Source organism: Streptomyces alfalfae (assembly GCF_004127445.1).
Lineage (GTDB): Bacteria > Actinomycetota > Actinomycetes > Streptomycetales > Streptomycetaceae > Streptomyces > Streptomyces alfalfae.
In genome coordinates, this window is the sequence record NZ_QEXM01000037.1 from 93,679 (window position 1) to 110,824 (window position 17,146).

Sequence of the window (17,146 nt, forward strand, 5' to 3'; positions counted from 1 at the left end):
GCCCCCATTTGCGGGGTAACGTTCCGACATGCAGACCAAGACTCCGCGCTGGGGCACACGGGGCACGAGACGGGGCAGGACTCGACTGGCGCGCCGGGGGCGCATCGCCCTGATCGCGGGCGGAGCCGTTGTGGCGGCCACCGCCGTCGCCGTGGCGGTCCCACTGCTGCTGCCGGACGACGACGCACGGCCCGAGACCCTGACCATCCCGGAGGGCTGGCGGGCGGGACAGGTGTACAAGGCGGTGGACGAGGCCCTGCGTGTGCCGGCGGGGACCACGCAGCGGGCGGTGCCCGAGGCCGGGCTCAAGCTTCCCGTCGAGGCGGGCGGCAATCCCGAGGGCTACCTCTTCCCGGCGACCTATCCGCTGAGTTCCCGGTCGACCCCGGCTTCCGTGCTCTCGTACATGGTGAACACGGCGAACCAGAAGTACGGCCGCGGCAGCGTCACGGCGGGCGCCGACCGCAACGCGATGAGCGTCTACCAGACGGTCACGATCGCCAGCATGATCGAGGCGGAAGCGGGCTCCGAGCGGGAGATGGGCAAGGTGGCCCGCGTCATCTACAACCGTCTTGACCAGGGAATGCCCCTGCAGATGGACTCCACCGTCAACTATGCGCTCAACCGCTCCACGCTGATCACCAGCGACCGCGACACGAAGGTCGACAGTCCCTACAACACCTATGCGCGCATGGGCCTGCCGCCCACGCCGATCGGCAATCCGAGTGACGAGGCGTTGCGGGCCGCGGCTCGCCCACCGGCCGGGGACTGGCTGTACTTCGTGACGGTGAAGCCGGGCGACACGCGCTTCACGGCGAACTACGAGGAGCACCAGCGGAACGTGAGGGAGTTCAACGAGGTGAGCAAGCGGAGCTGACGGCAGGACCGTCGCGGCCACAGGCCAAAATCACTGGCGGGCCCGTGTCCGGAGGGACCACCATGGGCGCATGAGTGACCCAGCGGCACGATGGAGCCAGGCGAGTGTCTTCCCCGACATGTGGGCCGACCCGGACGAGGACCCCCGTGAGAACGCCGGAGGGACCCCGGACGGCGAGTTGGCGACACTGCTGGACTTCCTGGCCAACTACCGGCTGACCCTGCGGATGAAGTGCGAGGGGCTGGACGCCGAGCAGTTGGCGCGCAGGTCGGTCCCGCCGTCGACCATGTCGTTGCTGGGCCTGGTCCGGCACCTCGTCGAGGTGGAGCGGGACTGGCGCAACTGGGTGACCGTCGGCGACCCGGTGCCGAAGCTGTACGGCGAGAAGGACGCGGACTTCGACGGAGCCGTCGCCGACCCCGCCGAGGTCGACGCCGCGTTCGCCGCCCTGGAGCGTGAGCAGGCCGCGACCGACGCGGCGCTGGCCGAGCACCAGGACCTGGGCGAACGCGTCGGCAGGGAGCGGGTCGCCGTACGTGAGCTGATGGTGCACAGGATCGAGGAGTACGCCCGCCACTGCGGCCACGCCGACCTGCTGCGGGAGTGCGTCGACGGACGGGTCGGCCAGTAGGCCCGGCCCAGGTCATCGCAGGCCGCCTCCGGCATCTCGGACCGCCCCTGGCGCCTCAGACGACCGCCCTCGCCCCCGAAAGCAGCCGCTGGATGTCGCGTACGGCGGCTCGGCCCGCCCGGTTGGCGCCGATCGTGCTGGCCGAGGGGCCGTAGCCGACCAGGTGGACGCGGGGATCGGCGGCGGCCCGTGTGCCCTCCATGCGGATGCCACCGCCGGGCTCGCGCAGGCGCAGCGGCGCCAGGTGGTCGATCGCCGCGCGGAAGCCCGTCGCCCAGAGGATGACGTCCGCGTCGACCCGGCGCCCGTCGTCCCACGCGACGCCGGTCGGCGTGACGCGGTCGAACATCGGCAGCCGGTCGAGGACCCCGGCGGCCCGCGCCTCGCGGATCGCGTCGTTCACCGGGAGGCCGGTCACCGACACCACGCTGCGTGGCGGCAGTCCCTGGCGTACGCGCTCCTCGACCATGGCGACGGCCGAGCGGCCCCAGTTCTCGTCGAAGGGACCCTCACGGAAGACCGGTGGACGCCGGGTGACCCAGGTGGTCTCCGCCGCCAGGGGAGCGATCTCCATCAGGTGCTGGGTGCCTGACGCGCCACCGCCGACGACGATCACCCGCTGTCCGGCGAAGGCCTCGGGCCCCGGATAGACGGCGGTGTGCAACTGGCGTCCACGGAACGTCTCCTGGCCCGGGTAGCGGGGCCAGAACGGCCGGTCCCACGTGCCCGTGGCGTTGATCAGCGCACGCGTCGTCCAGGAGCCCGCCGAGGTTTCCACGAGCAGCCGCCCGCCGTCGCCCTCCCGCACGGCGTCGACATTGACGGGACGCCGTATCCGCAGGTCGAAGCGGTCCTCGTAGGCCGTGAAGTACTCCCCGATGACCTCGGAGGACGCTCGCGTGGGGTCGGCGCCGGTCAGCTCCATGCCGGGCAGGGCGTGCATACCGTGCACCTTGCCGTACGTGAGAGAAGGCCACCGGAACTGCCATGCGCCGCCGGGCCGTGGCGCGTGGTCGAGGACCACGAAGTCCCGGCCGGGTTCGAGGCCCGCCCGCCGCAGGTGGTAGGCGGCGGACAGGCCCGCCTGCCCGGCGCCGATGACGACGACGTCGACCTCGTGCGCAGCCGCGCCGCCCGCTGCTTCTCGTACCCCGATGTCGTTCACGTTTCTACTAACTCGCCGGTGTGGCCGGATCTTCCCGGAGCGGGCGTTCCGTATCGCTGGAGGGGAGGCCGGGTGGGGGAGAATGGGGCCATGTCCGATGTGTTCACCACCCGAGTCCTCCGGGTCACCACCGGCTCCACCGAGACGGTCCATGACCTGACCCGTGACTGCGAGGCCTTCCTGAGCGAGGTCGCGGCCGGCCGCGACGGTCTCCTGAACCTCTTCGTGCCGCACGCGACGGCGGGCGTCGCGGTCCTGGAGACCGGCGCCGGCAGCGACGACGACCTCCTCGCCGCGCTGCACACCCTGCTCCCGGCCGACGACCGCTGGCAGCACCGCCACGGCAGCCCCGGTCATGGCCGCGACCACGTCCTGCCCGCGCTCGTTCCGCCGCACGCGACGTTGCCGGTGGTCGGCGGGAGGCTGGAGCTCGGAACGTGGCAGTCGGTGTGCCTCGTGGACACGAACGTGGACAACCCCGACCGGAAGGTCCGGCTCAGCTTCCTCGGCTGAGCCCGCCCCCGCCGAGCCGGCTGCCGAAGGCGCGGGCCTGGGCTCGCCATCGATCCCGTCCGCTGCGCGCGGCGCCGACGTGAGCGCCTCGGTTGGAGGCGACTCGCGCGGATGGCCCACTCAGCGCTCCAGGCCGTGCGGGGCGGAGGGGCCACCGCTCCATGGTCATAAGTCATGCATAGGTGGCCTCATAAGCTCGCCTTATGGGGTCATAACCCGGACCCGGCTACTGACTTAGGTTTGCCTTAGTTTAGGCTTACGGTGCGTAACCCACCGCAACCGCTCGAAGGGAACCTGAACATGCCTCGCCCTCTGCGGGTAGCCATTGTCGGAGCCGGCCCCGCCGGGATCTACGCTGCCGACGCGCTGCTGAAGTCCGCAGTGGCCGTCGATCCCGGTGTGTCGATCGACCTCTTCGAGCGGATGCCGGCGCCGTTCGGCCTCATCCGCTACGGCGTAGCCCCCGATCACCCGCGCATCAAGGGCATCATCACGGCCCTGCACCAGGTGCTCGACAAGCCCCAGATCCGCCTCTTCGGCAACGTCGACTACCCGAACGACATCAGCCTCGACGACCTGCGCAGCTTCTACGACGGCGTGATCTTCTCCACCGGGGCCACGGCCGACCGAGCCCTGGACATACCCGGCATCGACCTCGACGGTTCGCATGGGGCCGCCGACTTCGTCTCCTGGTACGACGGGCACCCCGACGTGCCGCGGACCTGGCCCCTGGAGGCCGAGAAGGTCGCCGTCCTGGGCGTCGGCAACGTCGCGCTCGACGTGGCGCGCATCCTCGCCAAGACCGCCGAGGAACTGCTGCCCACCGAGATCCCGCCGAACGTCCACGAGGGCCTCAAGGCCAACAAGGCGCTGGAGGTGCACGTCTTCGGGCGTCGCGGCCCCGCACAGGCCAAGTTCAGCCCGATGGAGCTGCGGGAGCTCGACCACTCCCCGAACATCGAGGTCATCGTCGACCCCGAGGACATCGACTACGACGAGGGCTCGATCGCCACGCGGCGCGGCAACAAGCAGGCCGACATGGTCGCCAAGACGCTGGAGAACTGGGCGATCCGCGACGTCGGCGACCGCCCGCACAAGCTGTTCCTGCACTTCTTCGAGTCGCCCGTGGAGATCCTCGGCGAGGACGGCAAGGTGGTCGGCCTGCGCACCGAGCGCACCGCCCTCGACGGCACCGGCAACGTCAAGGGCACCGGCGAGTTCAAGGACTGGGACCTCGGCGCGGTCTACCGTGCCGTCGGCTACCTCTCCGACGAACTGCCGAAGCTGCCCTGGGACATCGCGTCCGGGACCGTCCCCGACAAGGCGGGGCGGGTCATCGAGGAGTCCGGCGAGCACATGCCGTCGACGTACGTCACCGGCTGGATCCGGCGCGGTCCCGTCGGCCTCATCGGACACACCAAGGGCGACGCCAACGAGACGGTCGCCAGCCTCATCGACGACCACGAGAACGGTCGGCTGCTCACCCCGGAGGCGCCCGCCCCGGAGGCCGTGGAGGCCTTCCTCGCCGAGCGGAACGTCCGCTTCACCACCTGGGAGGGCTGGTACCGCCTCGACGCCGCCGAGAAGGCGCTGGGCGAGCCGCAGGGTCGTGAGCGCGTGAAGCTCGTCGAGCGCGAGGACATGCTGGACGCGAGCGGGGCGTAAACGCCGAGGGGCAACTGCCGAACACCGTGCGGCGCCTGCCAGGCGCCGAGCGCCATGCGGTGCCGGCCGGCGTCAAGCGCCGAAGCGCCTTCAAGGCCGCCGGTCCCGGTGACCTCTGTCCCCGGGACCGGCGGCCGGCGGGCGTCCGCCGCGCGGACGACCGCTCGGGCGAGGCGCTGGTGCCCGTGGGCGTCGGCCAACTCCGCTACGGACAGGACCGGGTCACCGAGGTCGCAGCTCTGCTCCGGCCTCGGTGACGAACGCGTCCGTGCCCCTGCCGGCCGCGCTCGACGCCCTCGGCGCCCCCTCAGAGTTCCCTAGCCGAGCGGCACGTCGAGCCGTGCGCGGCGGTGGCTGAACGTGGCGAGCGAGTGCGGACCGTGGTAGTTGCCCATGCCGCTCTCGCCGACCCCGCCGAACGGCAGCTCGGGCACGCGGAGGTGGGCCATCGGGAGGCCGAAGCCGAGCCCGCCGGACGAGGTCTCCGTGGCGAGGCGGTGCCGGGTGGTGTCGTTGCCGGTGAAGCCGTAGAGGGCCAGGGGCTTGTCGCGGTCGTTGATGAAGGCGATGGCCTCATCCAGGTCCGCGACCTCCACGATGGGCAGGACCGGGCCGAAGATCTCCTCCCGCATGACGGGGTCGTCGCCCGTCACGCCGGTCAGGACGGTCGGCGCGATGTAGACGTCGTCGCGGTCGGTCTGCCCGCCGAACGCCGTGGTGCCGGAGTCGAGCAGCGCGGCCACGCGGTCGAAGTGCCGCTGGTTGACCATGCGCCCGTAAGCGGCCGATGACTGCGGGTCGGGGCCGAACAGTTTCTCCACCGCTTCGGCGAGGGCGCTCTCCAGGGCGCGGGCGGTGGCCGGGTCGGTGAGGACGTAGTCCGGGGCGACGCAGGTCTGCCCGGAGTTGCGGAACTTGGTGTCGGCGAGGCGGGCGGCGACCGCGGTCACGTCCGTGTCCCGGTCCACGAACACCGGTGACTTGCCGCCGAGTTCCAGGGTGACGGGGGTCAGGTGCTCGGCCGCGGCCCGCATCACGATGCGGCCCACCGTGCCGTTGCCGGTGTAGAAGATGTGGTCGAAGCGCTGCGCGAGCAGCTCCGTGGTGCGCGGCACGTCGCCCTCGACGACGGCGACCGCCTCGGGGTCCAGGTACCGCGGCAGCAGGCGCGCCATCAGAGCCGAGGTGGCCGGGGCGACCTCGCTGGGCTTGAGGACGACGGCGTTGCCCGCCGCGAGCGCGCCCGCGACCGGCACCAGGGAGAGCTGGACCGGGTAGTTCCAGGGCGCGATGACCAGGACGGTGCCCAGCGGCTCGTAGAGCGTGCCCGCCGTGGTTCCGGCGGGCAGCCCGGCGAGCGCGGCCTGGTCGAGGGACTGCGGCTCCAGCCACACCCGCAGATTGGCCAGCGTGTGGTCGATCTCGCGTACGGGGAAGTCGACCTCGGCGGCGGACGCCTCGGGGCGGGGCTTGCGCAGATCGCTGTAGAGGGCGTCGGTGATCGCGTCGCGGTTCTCGGTCAGGAGCGCGCGCAGCCGGGTGAGCTGCTCCTCGCGCCAGGCCAGCGGCCGGGTGCGGCCGGTGGCGAAGGCGGCGCGGAGGCGGGCGACGAGGGCGGGGATGTCCTCGGTGCCCTGGGCGGGGGTGGCGGTGGTGCTCATCGATGCGTTCCTTGCGGAGTGGGGGTGTGGGGTTGCGGAGGGCCCGTGCCGAGCAGTCCGGCCGCGAGGGCGGCGGACGCCGGGCCCAGCAGATCACGGGCGCCCGGCACGGATTCGAGGCCGACGACGAGGGCCACGCAGATGTCGGCGGCCTGCGGCGGCTCGACGCCGTCGGCGGTGCCCTCCTCGTCGAACAGGGCCGTCAGGAGATCCCGTAGGTCCGTGGTGAACGACGTGCAGATGCCGCCGAAGAGGCGGGCCCTGCCGTCGGCCAGCTCAGCGGCGTGCGGGGAGTCCTGGCTCAGGCGCAGGACCAGGTCGAGCTTGGCGGCGAGGATGCCGTGCAGCCGCTCCTCGGCGGGCGCGTCGGCGGACGCCGCCTCCCGGGCCCGCAGGAGCGCCTGCTCGTGCAGGCGTCCGGCGAGCCGGCGGAAGGCGTCGTCCTTGCCGCGTACGTACTGGTAGACCGCTGACCGGGACACGCCCATGGAGGTGGCGATGTCGTCCATCGTGGTGCGTCGCACGCCGTACCGCGTCAGGCAGTCGTAGGCGGCGTCGAGGACCTCGTCGAGCCGGTCGGCGGCCATCGTCAGGCCAGCTTCTTCAGGAGTTCGGCGGCGAGCGGGGCGGAGGACGCCGGGTTCTGGCCGGTGACGAGGTTGCGGTCGACGACCACCTTCGGCGCCCAGGGCTCGCCCTCCTGGAAGTCGGCGCCGGCCTCGACGAGACGGTCCTGGAGCAGCCACTTGGCCTTGTCGGCGAGGCCGGCCTGGGTCTCCTCGGCGTTGGTGAAGCCGGTCAGGCGGTACCCCGCGAAGGCGTTGCCGCCGTCGTCCCTGGTGGCGGCGAGCATGGCGGCGGGGGCGTGGCAGACCACGCCGAGCGGCATGCCGATCTCCAGGGCCGTGACGAGGAGCCTGCCGGAGTCGGCGTCGACGGCGAGGTCCTCCATGGGGCCGTGACCGCCGGGGTAGAAGACGGCGGCGTAGTCCGCGAGGTCCACTCCGGCGAGGTCGATGGGGTTCTTGAGCTCGGTGAAGCCGTCGAGGGCGGCGGCCACCTCGTCGGCGGCCTCCTTGCCGCCGTTGGCCTCGGGGGCGAGCGAGCCGCGGTCGACGGTCGGGACGACACCCCCGGGGGTGGCGACGACGATCTCGTGACCTGCGGCCTTGAACGCCTTGTAGGGGGCGACGGCCTCCTCGGCCCAGAAGCCGGTCGGGTGCTTGCTGCCGTCCGCCAGCGTCCACTGGTCGGCGCCGGTGACAACGAAAAGGATCTTCGACATGGTGTGCTCTCCGAGATGACGACGAGGGTGCGGGTCGTCCGAGGGTCTGACATTCCGTGTGCAGAACGTCAGTGCGGCGACATCTCGAAGGTAGACCGATCGGACATAGGTATCCAATGCGGAACCCGATGGGAGGTATCGGCAAACCGATGGGGCTGCCGGGAGGGCGGCCCGCGGACCGGTGCGGCGGCGTACCGCCGAACGGGTTCAGCGCCCGGGCGCACCGGCCCGCAGGCCGTCCATCACCAGGTCCATCAGGCGTCCCGCGCGCGCCTGCCAGTCGCCGTGCGGGTCGATCTGCCACAGTCCGGCGATGGCGAGCAGGAAGTCGTCCGGGGTGACGCCGGGGCGGATGGTGCCCGCCTTCTCGTTCGCCTCCAGGAGCAGGGCGACGGCCTCGGTCAGCGGACCGTACCCCACCCCGGCCAGGCTGCCGAGGGCGCTGGTCGCCTTGCGGATCGCGTCGGCGAGGCCGGCCTTGGCCATCGCGTACTGGACGAGGCGGTCCATCCACTCCCGCAGGGCCTGGTCGGGGGAGCGGGTGTGAAGCAGCTGGCAGGCGGCTTCGGAGACCTGCCGCACCTCGTACCGGTAGACCTCCAGGATGAGCGCCTCGCGGCTGGGGAAGTTGCGGTAGAAGGTCCCCTGGCCGACGCCCGCCTTCTTGGCGATCACGCTCAGCGGCGCGTCGCTCGCCCGCGTCAGCTCGGCGAGGGCGACCTCCAGGATGCGCTCGCGGTTCCGCTGGGCGTCGGAGCGCAAGGGGCCGTCCCGATGCTGGCCCATTCGCGTCACCTCTCCTGCCGTGGCCGGCCTGGACCTTGCTAAGCGGACAGCTGTCCACTAAGTTCTTGAAGCTAACGGACAACTGTCCGCTTGGGCCCACCATAGCGGCAGACACAGCCACCGGGGGCGGCCCGTGCCTTCGTGCCGCGCCTCTCCCCCCTCTGCACAGCGCCACCGCTTCCCGTACCACCGCCGGGACCGCCTCGTCCTCCGCGATCCGCGAAAGAAGGCTGCTCATGGCTCCATCGACGTCCAGTGCCCTCACCCTCAAGGTCAACGGTGAGAAGCACACGCTGTCCGTCGACCATCGCACCACCCTGCTCGACGCGCTGCGCGAGCGACTCGACCTGACCGGCACCAAGAAGGGCTGCGACCAGGGCCAGTGCGGCGCCTGCACGGTCCTGATCGACGGCCGCCGCGCCGTCTCGTGCCTGCAGCTCGCGGTCGCCGCCGAGGGGCGCGAGATCACCACCATCGAGGGCGTCGCCGACGGTGACCGGCTGCACCCCGTGCAGCAGGCCTTCCTCGACCTCGACGGCTTCCAGTGCGGCTACTGCACACCCGGCCAGATCTGCTCCGCCCTCGGCGTCATCGAGGAGCACGCGGCCGGCTGGCCGAGCGCCGCGACCACCGACATACGGCCCGAAGCGGGCGTGCCCGAACTGACCGCCGAGGAGATCCGCGAGCGGATGAGCGGCAACCTGTGCCGCTGCGGGGCGTACGTGTCGATCGTGCAGGCGGTCGCGCGTGCCGCGCGCGCCGAGGAGGAGACGGTATGAAGGACTTCGGATACGAGCGGGTCCACGACGTCTCCGGGGCCGTCGCCCTGCTCGGCGCCGACCCCGACGCCCGCTACCTCGGCGGCGGCACCAACCTCGTCGACCTGATGAAGACCGGCGTCGAGCGGCCCACGCGCCTCGTCGACGTACGCGAACTGCCCCTGGACAGCGTCGAGTCCACCGAGGACGGCGGCCTGCGGATCGGCGCGACGGTCACCAACAGCGACCTCGCCGCCCACCCCGAGGTCCGGCGCCGCTATCCCGCGCTCGCCCAGGCCGTCCTCGCGGGCGCCTCCGGCCAGCTCCGCAACATGGCCACCGTCGGCGGCAACCTCCTCCAGCGCACCCGCTGCGGCTACTTCACCGACGTGACCAAGCCGTGCAACAAGCGCGAACCCGGCAGCGGTTGCCCCGCCGTCGAGGGCGAGCACCACAACCACGCGATCCTCGGCGCCACCGAGCACTGCGTCGCCACCCACCCCTCCGACATGGGCGTGGCCCTGGCTGCGTTCGACGCCGTCATCGGCTACGAAACCGCCGAAGGGCCCGGCGAGTTGCCGCTCGCCGACTTCTATCTGCCGGTCGGCGACACCCCGCACCTGGAGACCGCGCTGCCCTCCGGCGCGCTGATCACCGGCGTCACCCTGCCGCCCGCCCCGGTCGCCGCCGCCTCCCGCTACCGCAAGGTGCGCGAGCGCGCCTCGTACGCGTTCGCCATAGGCTCGATCGCCGCCGCCCTGGACGTGCGCGACGGCGTCGTGCGCGAGGTGCGCCTGGCCTACGGCGCGGTCGCGTCCCGGCCGTGGCGCGCCCACGCCGCCGAACGGGCGCTGACCGGCGGCCCAGCGAGCGCCGAGGCGTTCGCCGCGGCGGCCGACGCGGAACTGGCCGCCGCGAGCCCGCTGCCCCGCAACGGCTACAAGGTCACGCTCCTGCGCAACCTCACCGTGGCCGTGCTCACCGAACTCACCGAGGAGGCCGCCCGATGACCACGACCACCGGACCCGCCGCGGTCACCGGCGCCGTCGGCTCCGCGCACACCCGCGTCGAGGGCGTCGCCAAAGTCACCGGAGCGGCCCGCTACGCCGCGGAGGTGCCCTTCGCGAACCTCGCCCACGGCTGGCTGGTGCTCTCCACCGTCGCCCGCGGCCGCATACGCTCGGTCGAGGCCGAGCCCGTCCGCCGGATGCCGGGCGTCCTGGACGTCCTGTACTACGGCAACGCCCCGCGGGTGGACGCCGCGTACGAGGGCATGATGGGCCGCCCCGACCCGACCGTCGCGGTCTTCCAGACCGACGAGATCCCCTGCGCGGGCTGGCCCGTCGCGCTCATCGTCGCCGAGACCTCCGAACAGGCCAGGGAGGCCGCCGAGTCGCTCGTCGTCCACTACGACAAGGAGCCGCACGACGTCGACTTCTTCCCCGGGCGCCCCGGCAGCTACACACCGGACGGCGACGGCATGCGCGTGGAGAAGGGCGACGTGGAGGCCGAACTCGCCGCGTCCACCCATGTGGTGGACGCCGAGTACAGCACGCCCGAGGAACACCACAACGCGATGGAGCCGCACGCGGCGACCGCCCGCTGGGACGGCGGACGCCTGGAGGTCATCGACTCCAACCAGGGCAGCACCTGGATCGCGGACGAGCTGGCGAAGCTGTTCTCCCTCGACCCGGCCTCGGTCCGCGTGCGCTCCGAGCACGTCGGCGGCGCCTTCGGCGCCAAGGGCCTGCGCGTCCACCAGGTCCTCGCCGTGATGGCGGCGACCGTGCTCGACCGGCCGGTGCGCGTCGTCATGACCCGCCGTCAGGTGTTCTCCCTGGTCGGCTACCGCAGCCCGACCGCCCAGCGCGTGCGGCTCGGCGCCGAGCCGGACGGGCGGCTGCGGGCCGTCGACCACGAGGGGCTGAACCTGACGTCGACCGTCCATGAGTTCGTCGAGTCGAGCGCCTCCTTCGGACGCCCGATGTACGCCGCCGACGCCCACCGCAGCGTCAACCGCGTCGTACGCCTGAACGTGCCGACGCCCACCTACATGCGGGCCCCGGGCGAGGCCCCGGGCTCGTTCGCGCTGGAGTCCGCGCTCGACGAGCTGGCGGAGAAGTGCGGCATGGACCCCATCGCGCTGCGCGTGCGCAACGAACCGGAGGTGGGCCCCGTCTCGGGTCTGCCGTTCGGCAGCCGCAACCTCACGGCCTGCTTCGAGGAGGGCGCGCGCAGGTTCGGCTGGGCCGAGCGCGACCCGCGCCCCGGGGTGCGCCGCGACGGGCGCTGGCTGCTCGGCACCGGCGTGGCGTCGGCCACCTTCCCCGTGATCGTCGCCCCCTCCACGGCGAGCGCCACCGCCGAGCCCGACGGCACGTTCACCGTGCGGATCACCGCGTCCGACATCGGCACCGGCGCGCGTACGGCGCTGACCCTGGTCGCCGCGGACGCCCTGGAGGTGGAGCCCGGCCGTATCCGCGTGCACATCGCCGACAGCGACTTCGGGCCCGCCACGATCGCCGGCGGTTCGATGGGCACCCGCTCCTGGGGCTGGGCGGTGCGGGACGCGGCGATCGAGCTGCGCGAGCAGCTGGCGCTCGGCGGTGACATCCCGGCGCAGGGCCTCACCGTCAGGTCGGACACCGGCGCCGCCATCGGCGCGCTCGCCCAGAAGGAACGGCACTCCTACGGCGCCCAGTTCGCCGAGGCCGCCGTGGACGTCGGCACCGGCGAGGTACGGGTGCGGCGGATGCTCGGCATCTACGCGGCCGGCCGGATCATCAACCCCCTGACGGCACGCAGCCAGCTCGTCGGCGGCATGACGTGGGGCCTCTCCATGGCCCTGCACGAGGAGGCGGTCAGGGATCAGATCACCGGCGCCCACGTCGGCGCCGACCTCGCGGGCTACCACTTCGCCGCCAACGCCGACGTGCCGCACATCGAGGCCGACTGGGTCGACGACCCCGACCCCGACGACCCGATCGGGATCAAGGGCATCGGCGAGATCGGCATCGTGGGCGCCGCGGCGGCCATCGCCAACGCCGTCTGGCACGCGACCGGCGTCCGCCACCGGCACCTGCCCATCCGCCCCGACCGGGTGATCCAGGCGGGCAGCCCGCGTGCTTGACATCGCCGACGACCTGAACCGCTGGGTCGAGGAGGGCCGGGACTTCGCGGTCGCCACCGTCGTGAGCGTCGGCGGCAGCGCACCGCGCGGCCCCGGCGCCGCCATGGCCGTGGACGGCGACGGCACGGCCATCGGCTCGGTCTCGGGCGGCTGCGTGGAAGGGGCGGTGTACGACCTGTGCGTCACTGCCCTGGACGAGGGCGGGACCGTCGTCGAGCGGTTCGGCTACAGCGACGAGGACGCCTTCGCGACCGGCCTGACCTGCGGCGGCGTCATCGACGTCCTGGTCACGCCGGTCCGGGCCGACGCCCCTGAGAGGGCGGTGTTCGCCGCCGCCCTCTCGGGGGCCGCCCGCGGCGGCGCCACCGCTCTGGCCCGCGTCATCGAGGGGCCGGCCGAACTGCTCGGCAGGCCCCTCGTGGTCCGCCCCGACGCGGCGCCCGAAGGCAGTCTCGGCGGCCACCCCGACCTGGACCGCACGGCGGTGGGGGAGACCCGGGCGCTGCTCGCGGCGGGCCGCACCGGGCAGTTCGTCGTCTCGGAGAGCGGATCGCGCTGCGGGAGCGCCGTGACGGTCCTCGCGGAGTCCAGCGTGCCGCCGCCCCGGATGATCGTCTTCGGGGCCGTCGACTTCGCGGCGGCCCTGGTCCGCGTCGGGAAGTTCCTCGGCTACCACGTCACCGTGTGCGACGCCCGCCCGGTCTTCGCCACCCGCGTCCGCTTCCCCGAGGCGGACGACATCGTCGTCGACTGGCCCCACCGCTACCTCGCGGACACCGCCACGGACGAGCGCACGGTCCTGTGCGTGCTCACCCACGACGCCAAGTTCGACGTCCCCCTGCTGGAAGCCGCGCTGCGGCTGCCCGTCGCGTTCGTCGGGGCCATGGGCTCCCGCCGCACCCACGAGGACCGTGACCGCAGGCTCCGCGAAGTCGGCCTCACCGAGGCGGAACTGACGCGCCTTCACTCGCCCATCGGCCTCGACCTCGGCGCCCGCACGCCCGAGGAGACCGCGCTGTCCATCGCCGCGGAGATTGTCGCCGTCCGGCAGGGAGGAACGGGGCGTCCGCTGACCGGCTCCCGCACGCCGATCCACCCCGACGTGACCGTGGCGGCGGATCACCGAAGCCCGTCCCGCGCGCGAGCCTGAATGCGTACGGTGTAACCGTTCGGCCACACCGGGTAGCGGTGCGGCGGTGGCGCCACGGAGGGGGTGCGTGAGGATGGACACCGGTCCCGCCCTGCGTGCGGTGGGAGAGATGCGGCCCGGGGACCATCTCTTCCACGGGTACGCGACGGAGGAGGAACGCGAGGCGGTGCTCGCCGCGTTCCTCGTGGACGGCCTCGCGAGCGGCCACCGCGGACTGCTCCTGGCGCCCGCCCAGACGCCGCCCGGCCCCCTGGAAGGTCTCCGGGAGCGGCTGCGGCGCCAGGGCCACGACGTGGCCGACGCGCTCGCCGACGGCCGGCTGCGGGTGAGGCGCCCGAGCGCGGACCCCCAGGACCTCGGTGAGCTGGTGTGCCGCGAGGCCGAGGGCACGGCCGCGGACGGCCTCCTCGGCCTGCGGGTGGCCTTGGAGGCCTCGCAGCGGGGCGACGGGGCGCCCGGAGGGCCCGGCGACGCCGAGAAGCTCCTCGGCCCCGCCTTCCAGGTGCTGCCCGTGATCGGCCTGTGCCAGTACGACCGCCTCGCCTTCGACGCGCGTGAACTGGCCGCCCTCGACGCCCCGCACCACGGCAGGGTCGTCGCCGACGACATCTGGCAGGACGAACTGCTGCGCATCACCCGGACGTTCGCCCCGCCGGGCCTGGCCCTGCGCGGCGAGGTGGACGACAGCAACCTCACCGCGGTCGCCCGCGCCCTGCGCGCCGAGACCCGGCGGGCCGCCGGACGGGCCGAGAACCCGCACCGCGCCCGCGTCGACCTGCGCGAGCTGACCTTCGCCGACGTCTGCGCGCTGCGGCTGTTCGTCTTCACCGGGCTGAGCCTCCACGCGCTGGGCGGCGGCATGGTCCTCGACGGCGTGGCCCCGCAGGTGCGCAGGGTCCTGCACGCCGCCGGCTGGGACCGCGTGCCCGGCCTCTCCTGGGGAGAGGAGCGTGAGGAGGCATGACGCGCCTCGGCTTCGTCCACCAGGCGCTGTCCTACGCCACGGACGACGGATTCGTCGCCGGCACGGCCGACTTCGTCAGGGACGGCCTCGCGGCGGACGACGCGGTGCTCGCCGTCGTCGCGGGCCACAACATCGCGCTCCTGCGGGACGCCCTCGGCAGCGCCGCGCGAGACGTGGAGTTCTTCGACGCCGTCGACTGGTACCACTACCCCTCCCGCACCCTCGGCAGGTACCACGCGTACTGCACCGCACGGGACGAGGGCGGCGCCCGCCGCGTCCGCGTCATCGGGGAACCGGTGTGGACGGGCCGCACGGCCGCCGAGACACGGGAGTGGATCCGCTACGAGTCCGTGGTCAACGCCGCGTTCGCCCACTCGGGCCACTGGATCATCTGCCCCTACGACACCCGTGTGCTGCCCGCCGACGTGCTCGACACCGTGGGGCGCACCCACCCGGAGATGGCCTCGGGGGCCGCCGCGCCGGACGTCCGCGGCCCGTACGCGGACCCGGCCGACTTCTACGCCGAGCGCTCGGAACTCGACCGCGTGTCGCCGGCCCCGCTCGCCGCCTCCGGCGCGCCCCGCACGGTCGCGTTCACGCGCGGGGACTCGGTGGCCGCACGCCTGGCCGTCGCCGAGTACGCCAGGCGGTGCGGCATGGCCGAGGACCGTGCGCGGGACATGGTCGCGGCCGTCCACGAGGCGGTGGTCAACGCCGTCCGGTTCGGGGGCGGCCGCGGGGTGCTGAGGGTGTTCAACGACTCGGACTGGGTGGTCTGCGAGGTCGCCGACGCCGGCGGCGGCACCGCCCCCGCCGTGCGGGACACCGGCTTCCTCGGCCGGGTCCCGCCCGACCCGCACGCCCCGAAGGGCCACGGCCTGTGGGTCGTACGGCAGTTGTGTGACCTGGTCACCGAGGACTTCGGGGCGGGCGGAGCGGTCCTGCGACTGCACTTCCGCCGCTGAGGGCTCTTGCGGGGCGTGCCATTCAGGAGCCGGGCAGCTCCCTGCGCTCCAGGGGGCGGGTCGCGGGTCCTTGCAGCACCGAGCCGTCGGTGGCGAAGCGGGAGCCGTGGCAGGGGCACTCCCACGTGGTCTCCGCCTCGTTGAAGGCGACCAGGCAGCCGAGGTGGGTGCAGCGCGCGGAGACGGCGTGCAGCGCGCCGTCCTCGTCACGGTGGACCGCGCAGCGGCTCCCCTCGACCCGCACCACCGCTCCCGAACCGGCGGGGATCTCGTCCACGGAGTCCACGTGGGAGGACTTGAGGCGGTCCCCGACGAAGTGCTTCGCCACCTCCGCCTGCTGGCCGAGCAGCGCCGGAGCCTCCCGCACGGTGCTCAGCAGCCGGCGCGGGTCGTACAGGTCGGACCAGGGGGACTTCTCCCCGTCGATCAGCCCGGAGAGGAGCGTGCCCGCCATGACGCCGCCGCTCATGCCCCAGCCGCCGAACCCCGTGGCCACGTACGTGTTGCGGGCACCGGGGTGGAAGGGGCCCACCATGGGCACGCCGTCGGTGACGGAGTTGTCCTGAGCGGCCCAGCGGTAGACCGTCCCGCCGACGTCGAAGCGCTCCCGCATCCACGCGTCCAGGGCCCGGAACCCGGCCGCGGCGTCGCCGGTGCCGGGCGTGAAGCCCTCACCCGTCACGATCAGCAGCCGCCCGCCGTCCCCGTACGGAGCGGTGCGCACCGAACGCTTGCCCTCGTCCTGGGTGATGTACATGCCCCGCGGGTCCCGCCCCGCGGCCAGCGGCGCGGCGACGACGAGTTCCCGGTTGGCGGAGAGGCGGGCGAAGAGCAGCGCCCGGTCGAAGACGGGGTAGTGGGTCGCGACGACGACCGCCTTCGCGGTGACCGTGTGCCCCGACTCGGCCGTCACCCGGCAGGGGGCGCCCTCTTCCAGGCCGGTCACCCGGGTGCGCTCGTGGACGACCCCGCCCCGCGCGCGCAGGTCCTCGGCGAGCGCGAGCAGGTACTCGCGGGGATGGAACTGCGCCTGGTCCGCCACCCGCACCGCGCCCGCGACGTCGAAGGGCAGGCCGGTGGCCTCGGTGTACTCCGCCGGAAGACCGGCCTCCGCGGCGGCGGCGGCCTCGGCCCGCAGCTCGTCCCTCCGCTCGGGGAGGACGGTGTACGTGTACGCGGGCGCCCGTTCGAGACGGCAGTCCACGCCGATCTCGGTGCTGATGGCGGCCACCCGCTCCACCGCCTCCTGCTGCGACCGCGCGTACAGACGGGCGGCCTCGGGCCCCCGGGTGCTGCGGAGCTGCTCGTAGACGAGGGAGTGCAGCGAGGACAGCTTCGCGGTGGTGTAGCCGGTCACCCCGGCGGCGACGCGGTCGGCTTCCAGGACGGCCACGGTCCGGCCCCTGCGGGCCGCCTCCCACGCCGTGCTGAGCCCCGCGATGCCGCCGCCGACCACGGCGACGTCCACCTCGATGTCCTCGGCCAGGGGCGCGTAGGACGTCGCCGGGGTGGTGTCCATCCAGTACGACTCGGGGCGGCCCGGCAGTGGACCGGCCGGAGTGGGGGGCGAGCCAGACATGGGGATCTCCTTGGTGT

General features: G+C 73.2%; 16 protein-coding genes. 10 read left to right on the forward strand and 6 right to left on the reverse strand.

The window, feature by feature from the left end; translation table 11 throughout:
- The first annotated feature begins 28 nt into the window (after positions 1-28).
- Together mltG and DCW30_RS15510 are read left to right on the forward strand one after the other, a co-directional pair.
- Complete coding sequence (gene mltG / locus DCW30_RS15505; RefSeq protein ID WP_076687423.1) at positions 29-877, forward strand: endolytic transglycosylase MltG; 849 nt, start codon at positions 29-31, stop codon at positions 875-877.
- A 70-nt stretch (positions 878-947) separates the two neighbouring features.
- Positions 948-1,508, forward strand: a complete 561-nt coding sequence (locus tag DCW30_RS15510) for a DinB family protein (protein ID WP_076687424.1) — start codon at positions 948-950, stop codon at positions 1,506-1,508.
- A gap of 55 nt (positions 1,509-1,563) precedes the next feature.
- On the opposite strand, the gene DCW30_RS15515 is transcribed toward DCW30_RS15510, so the two are convergent.
- Positions 1,564-2,673 (reverse strand): FAD-dependent oxidoreductase, encoded by a 1,110-nt coding sequence (locus DCW30_RS15515; RefSeq protein WP_076687425.1) that lies wholly within the window; start codon positions 2,671-2,673, stop codon positions 1,564-1,566.
- 90 nt (positions 2,674-2,763) lie between these two features.
- Between DCW30_RS15515 and DCW30_RS15520 the strand changes: the two genes are divergently transcribed.
- The gene (locus DCW30_RS15520) at positions 2,764-3,186 is read left to right on the forward strand and encodes a YjbQ family protein (RefSeq protein ID WP_076687426.1); all 423 of its coding nucleotides are present in this window, start codon (positions 2,764-2,766) and stop codon (positions 3,184-3,186) included.
- A 300-nt stretch (positions 3,187-3,486) separates the two neighbouring features.
- Positions 3,487-4,851 (forward strand): FAD-dependent oxidoreductase, encoded by a 1,365-nt coding sequence (locus DCW30_RS15525; protein ID WP_076687427.1) that lies wholly within the window; start codon positions 3,487-3,489, stop codon positions 4,849-4,851.
- A 317-nt stretch (positions 4,852-5,168) separates the two neighbouring features.
- Here the strand turns inward: DCW30_RS15525 and DCW30_RS15530 are convergent, their stop codons facing one another.
- The 4 genes from DCW30_RS15530 to DCW30_RS15545 all read right to left on the reverse strand — a co-directional run bounded on the left by DCW30_RS15530 (position 5,169) and on the right by DCW30_RS15545 (position 8,583).
- Positions 5,169-6,512: an aldehyde dehydrogenase family protein gene (locus DCW30_RS15530; protein ID WP_076687429.1), complete on the reverse strand. Its 1,344-nt coding sequence runs from the start codon at positions 6,510-6,512 to the stop codon at positions 5,169-5,171.
- Entirely contained in the window at positions 6,509-7,099 is a 591-nt protein-coding gene (locus DCW30_RS15535; protein WP_076687430.1) for a TetR/AcrR family transcriptional regulator, read from the reverse strand. The genes DCW30_RS15530 and DCW30_RS15535 overlap by 4 nt, the downstream gene beginning before the upstream one ends.
- A gap of 2 nt (positions 7,100-7,101) precedes the next feature.
- On the reverse strand, positions 7,102-7,797 hold the full coding sequence (locus tag DCW30_RS15540) for a type 1 glutamine amidotransferase domain-containing protein (protein WP_076687431.1): 696 nt from the start codon (positions 7,795-7,797) through the stop codon (positions 7,102-7,104).
- A 207-nt stretch (positions 7,798-8,004) separates the two neighbouring features.
- On the reverse strand, positions 8,005-8,583 hold the full coding sequence (locus DCW30_RS15545) for a TetR/AcrR family transcriptional regulator (protein WP_076687432.1): 579 nt from the start codon (positions 8,581-8,583) through the stop codon (positions 8,005-8,007).
- A gap of 236 nt (positions 8,584-8,819) precedes the next feature.
- Between DCW30_RS15545 and DCW30_RS15550 the strand changes: the two genes are divergently transcribed.
- From DCW30_RS15550 to DCW30_RS15575, 6 genes are all read left to right on the forward strand, one after another.
- Complete coding sequence (locus DCW30_RS15550; RefSeq protein ID WP_062775998.1) at positions 8,820-9,362, forward strand: 2Fe-2S iron-sulfur cluster-binding protein; 543 nt, start codon at positions 8,820-8,822, stop codon at positions 9,360-9,362.
- Entirely contained in the window at positions 9,359-10,351 is a 993-nt protein-coding gene (locus tag DCW30_RS15555; protein WP_076687433.1) for an FAD binding domain-containing protein, read from the forward strand. Before DCW30_RS15550 ends, DCW30_RS15555 begins: the two co-directional genes overlap by 4 nt.
- Positions 10,348-12,471, forward strand: a complete 2,124-nt coding sequence (locus tag DCW30_RS15560; protein ID WP_076687434.1) for a xanthine dehydrogenase family protein molybdopterin-binding subunit — start codon at positions 10,348-10,350, stop codon at positions 12,469-12,471. Before DCW30_RS15555 ends, DCW30_RS15560 begins: the two co-directional genes overlap by 4 nt.
- The gene (locus tag DCW30_RS15565) at positions 12,464-13,621 is read left to right on the forward strand and encodes an XdhC family protein (protein ID WP_076687435.1); all 1,158 of its coding nucleotides are present in this window, start codon (positions 12,464-12,466) and stop codon (positions 13,619-13,621) included. Before DCW30_RS15560 ends, DCW30_RS15565 begins: the two co-directional genes overlap by 8 nt.
- Before the next feature lie 73 nt (positions 13,622-13,694).
- Entirely contained in the window at positions 13,695-14,585 is an 891-nt protein-coding gene (locus DCW30_RS15570) for an MEDS domain-containing protein (RefSeq protein WP_076687436.1), read from the forward strand.
- The gene (locus DCW30_RS15575; protein WP_076687437.1) at positions 14,582-15,550 is read left to right on the forward strand and encodes a sensor histidine kinase; all 969 of its coding nucleotides are present in this window, start codon (positions 14,582-14,584) and stop codon (positions 15,548-15,550) included. The genes DCW30_RS15570 and DCW30_RS15575 overlap by 4 nt, the downstream gene beginning before the upstream one ends.
- A gap of 22 nt (positions 15,551-15,572) precedes the next feature.
- On the opposite strand, the gene DCW30_RS15580 is transcribed toward DCW30_RS15575, so the two are convergent.
- Positions 15,573-17,129 carry an FAD-dependent oxidoreductase gene (locus DCW30_RS15580; RefSeq protein WP_076687438.1) on the reverse strand — a complete coding sequence of 519 codons (1,557 nt, stop codon included), beginning with the start codon at positions 17,127-17,129 and terminating at the stop codon, positions 15,573-15,575.
- Between the last annotated feature and the right edge of the window lie 17 nt (positions 17,130-17,146).